The organism is Rhizobacter sp. (assembly GCF_031412075.1).
In the GTDB taxonomy this organism is placed as follows: domain Bacteria; phylum Pseudomonadota; class Gammaproteobacteria; order Burkholderiales; family Burkholderiaceae_C; genus Rhizobacter.
In genome coordinates this window covers 1-2,826 of the sequence record NZ_JANOCG010000283.1, presented here as the reverse complement: position 1 = coordinate 2,826, position 2,826 = coordinate 1, and the positions used below count along the sequence as shown (strand labels likewise).

General features: G+C 63.9%; 4 protein-coding genes. 1 reads left to right on the top strand and 3 read right to left on the bottom strand.

Annotated features, from left to right (window positions below):
• The 3 genes from RMO40_RS10240 to RMO40_RS10230 all read right to left on the bottom strand — a co-directional run.
• Positions 1 to 527 (bottom strand): TerC family protein (locus RMO40_RS10240; RefSeq protein ID WP_489660138.1); only part of this gene is annotated, 527 nt, incomplete at its 3' end.
• Between the two features lie 36 nt (positions 528 to 563).
• Entirely contained in the window at positions 564 to 974 is a 411-nt protein-coding gene (locus tag RMO40_RS10235; protein ID WP_309720139.1) for a TerB family tellurite resistance protein, read from the bottom strand.
• A gap of 32 nt (positions 975 to 1,006) precedes the next feature.
• Complete coding sequence (locus RMO40_RS10230; protein ID WP_309720137.1) at positions 1,007 to 1,276, bottom strand: zf-TFIIB domain-containing protein; 270 nt, start codon at positions 1,274 to 1,276, stop codon at positions 1,007 to 1,009.
• A 359-nt stretch (positions 1,277 to 1,635) separates the two neighbouring features.
• On the opposite strand from RMO40_RS10230, the gene RMO40_RS10225 reads away from it, so the two are divergent.
• Positions 1,636 to 2,526 (top strand): LysR family transcriptional regulator, encoded by an 891-nt coding sequence (locus tag RMO40_RS10225; protein ID WP_309720141.1) that lies wholly within the window; start codon positions 1,636 to 1,638, stop codon positions 2,524 to 2,526.
• Positions 2,527 to 2,826: the final 300 nt, after the last annotated feature.

The window sequence follows — 2,826 nt, the reverse complement described above, 5'->3', positions numbered from 1 at the left end:
GGGTTGTTGTCCAGGTCGGGCTCCTGGCCGGCGGCCCACCACATCTTGATGCCGGTGAACAGCAGGAAGGCGCCGAACACGTACAGGATCCAGTGGAACTGCGCAATCAGCCAGGCGCCCACGAGGATCATCACCGCACGCAGCACGAGCGCACCCAGGATGCCGATCATCAGCACGCGTTTCTGGAATTGGGCCGGCACCGCGAAGTAGGTGAACAACATCAGGAACACGAAGATGTTGTCGACCGCAAGCGCCTTCTCGATCAGGTAGCCGGTCAGAAACTCCAGCGACTTGCCATTGGCCAGCGAGCGCGTAGCTTCATCCGCGCCGGCACCGCCGAGGTACCACCACAGCCAGCCCATGAAGAGGAAAGACACGCCGACCCAGACGAGCGACCAGATGGCAGCCTCGCGGGTGCTGACGCGGTGTGCGCCCTGCTTGCTCATCGCAAAGAAGTCGACCAACAGCGCTACGAGCACGAACGCCGCGAACAAGGACCACATGAGTGGTGAACCGATGGATTGCATGACCGCCTTTGATATGTTGTTGTGCGCCGATCAGTTTCAGGGCGAGGACCGAAACATCTCACGGTGCAAGCCCCAATGCGCGACGGCGGCGCCGAGCACGATCGATTCGCCCTGCGCGACACGCGCGTCGGATTCTGCAAGTTCGACGCACAAGCGCAGCAACTTCAGCCGCAGCGCGGGGTCTTGTATCTCGCCCATCAGGTCTGCCAGCGTGCGCTCGTCCACCGGGCAGGCGTCGGCCCACTTCAACTGGTCGCTCGAAAGCAAGTCTTCGCAAAAGGTGTCCAGCAGCGCATGCAATTCGTGCCGTGCCAGGCCCAGTTGTTCATGCACGGCCAGGCGCTCGAGCCACTCGATCTCGGCTTCGCCGATGTCGCCGTCGGCGACCACCGTCAATGCGACGATGCGGGCGGCCGCCTGCGGGCTGTTCGCGGGATAGCGGCGCATGATGGGCTCCTTGGTGCTGTGTCGGTCACGGGTCAGTCGAAGATGTTGCTCAGCCAGGACTTCTTGCGGTTGCCCTGCGGGCCCCGGCCGTGCTCGTAGTCGGAGTCCACGAACTGGGGCTGTGATCGGGCAGCCGGGTTATCGACTGGAGCCGACGCCATGGTCGCTGAGCGCTCGATCAGCTTGTCCAGTTCGCCGCGGTCCAGCCACACACCGCGGCATTTCGGGCAGTAGTCGATCTCGACGCCTTGGCGGTCGCTCATCACGAGTGCGGTGTCGGTGCAGCAGGTTGGGCATTGCATGGTGTGCTCCTTGTGGGGGTTCATTCGGCAGCGCTGCCAAAGCCGAACCGGCTGAGCAGACTCGTAAACAGGTTGAAGATCGAAACGTACAGGCCGACGGTGGCCGGCGCACTGGGCCCAGCAGTTGTTCTTGTCAGAGGGCGCTGGTTGCCGAGCCGCCGAGCCGCCGAGCCTGCCAGGGGCACCCCCAACATGACGAGCGCCAGAAGTATCAGCAAAGTGGTCGTGTGGTCCGTGGTGCCCTTCGTTCGAGATGCGGGATGATCAGCGCGATGCCCTATTGGCAGGAGCAGCGTTACAGTGAGCGCAGCTTCGGGAATTCCGAAGTGGAGCAACTACCGTTCTGGGGCGGAAGTGTCATGGCCACGCTGAATTACCGGCATCTCTACTACTTCTGGGTCGTCGCCAAGGAAGGCGGCATTTCCCGGGCTGCCGAGCGCCTGGACATGGCCATCCAGACCATCAGCGCACAGGTCAAGGCGCTGGAACAGGATCTCGGCCACCAACTGCTCAAGCCTTCTGGCCGCGGCGTGGCGGTGACAGACGCCGGACAGGCCGTGTTCGCTCGTGCCGAGGAGATCTTTCAGCTGGGAGAACTGATTGCGCAGGAGGCCGGTGCTGCGGCGTCGGGTCAGTCGGCACGCCTGGCCGTCGGCATGTCTGACGGACTTGCAAAACTGGCAGCCCACGTTCTCCTCAAGCCGGTCCTGGACACGCCTTCGCTGAAGCTCGTGTGCCACGAAGGCGAGGTTGACGCGCTCCTCGCCGAACTGGCCCTGCATCGCCTGGACGTGGTATTGGCCTGTCAGGTGCCGCCGCACAACTCCAATTTGCGCCTGAGCAGCGAGCGGCTGGTGGTCTCGCGAGTGGATTGGTACGGGCCGGCGTCGATGGTGCACAAAGCGCAGGTCGATGCCTTCCCGGCTTGCCTGGGCGAATTGCCATTGCTGTTGCCCACGACGCATGCGGCCATGCGCAACCGCATCGACCGCTGGTTCGACGCAAACCGCATCACCCCGCGGGTGGTCGGAGAGTTCGAGGACAGCGCCTTGCTCAGCCTGTTCGCCGCCCAGGGCATGGGTGTGTTTCCGGTCACGGCGCTCGGTGCCACCGACTTGGCCACGATGCGCGGCTTGCGCCTGCTGGGGCAAAGCGAGAACCTTCACGAGGAGATCTACGCCATCCGTTCGCGGCGCGGCCTGCATCATCCGCTGGTGCTGCGCATCTTGGCTGCGGCGCGCGCCGCATAGGGATCGGGGACAAGATCGAGACTCATTCGATCCGCGCTGGGCAGGAGTTCACCGTCAGGCGATCATCCGGTCCCACGATCCGTGGTGCGAACGCACGGGTCCGCGGCGGATCGACAGCGCCACCAGTGCCGCGCCGTTCAGCGATCGCGGCGCGTCACCGGTAACTCGGTTGTTCATTTGAGACGATGACATCCGAGCAACCTGCTTTGCGGCTTCTTCTCGGCTCGGTGACCAGCACCGTTGCAGTCTCGTGCACCAAGCCGCTGCTCATCCTGGCGAGGCCCCGATACCCAAGCGCGA

Excerpts from the sequence above, each read along its gene's own strand:
- RMO40_RS10235 (WP_309720139.1), bottom strand. The coding sequence starts at position 974 with ATGCGCCGCTATCCCGCGAACAGCCCGCAGGCGGCCGCCCGCATCGTC.
- RMO40_RS10230 (WP_309720137.1), bottom strand. The coding sequence starts at position 1,276 with ATGCAATGCCCAACCTGCTGCACCGACACCGCACTCGTGATGAGCGAC.
- RMO40_RS10225 (WP_309720141.1), top strand. The coding sequence starts at position 1,636 with ATGGCCACGCTGAATTACCGGCATCTCTACTACTTCTGGGTCGTCGCC.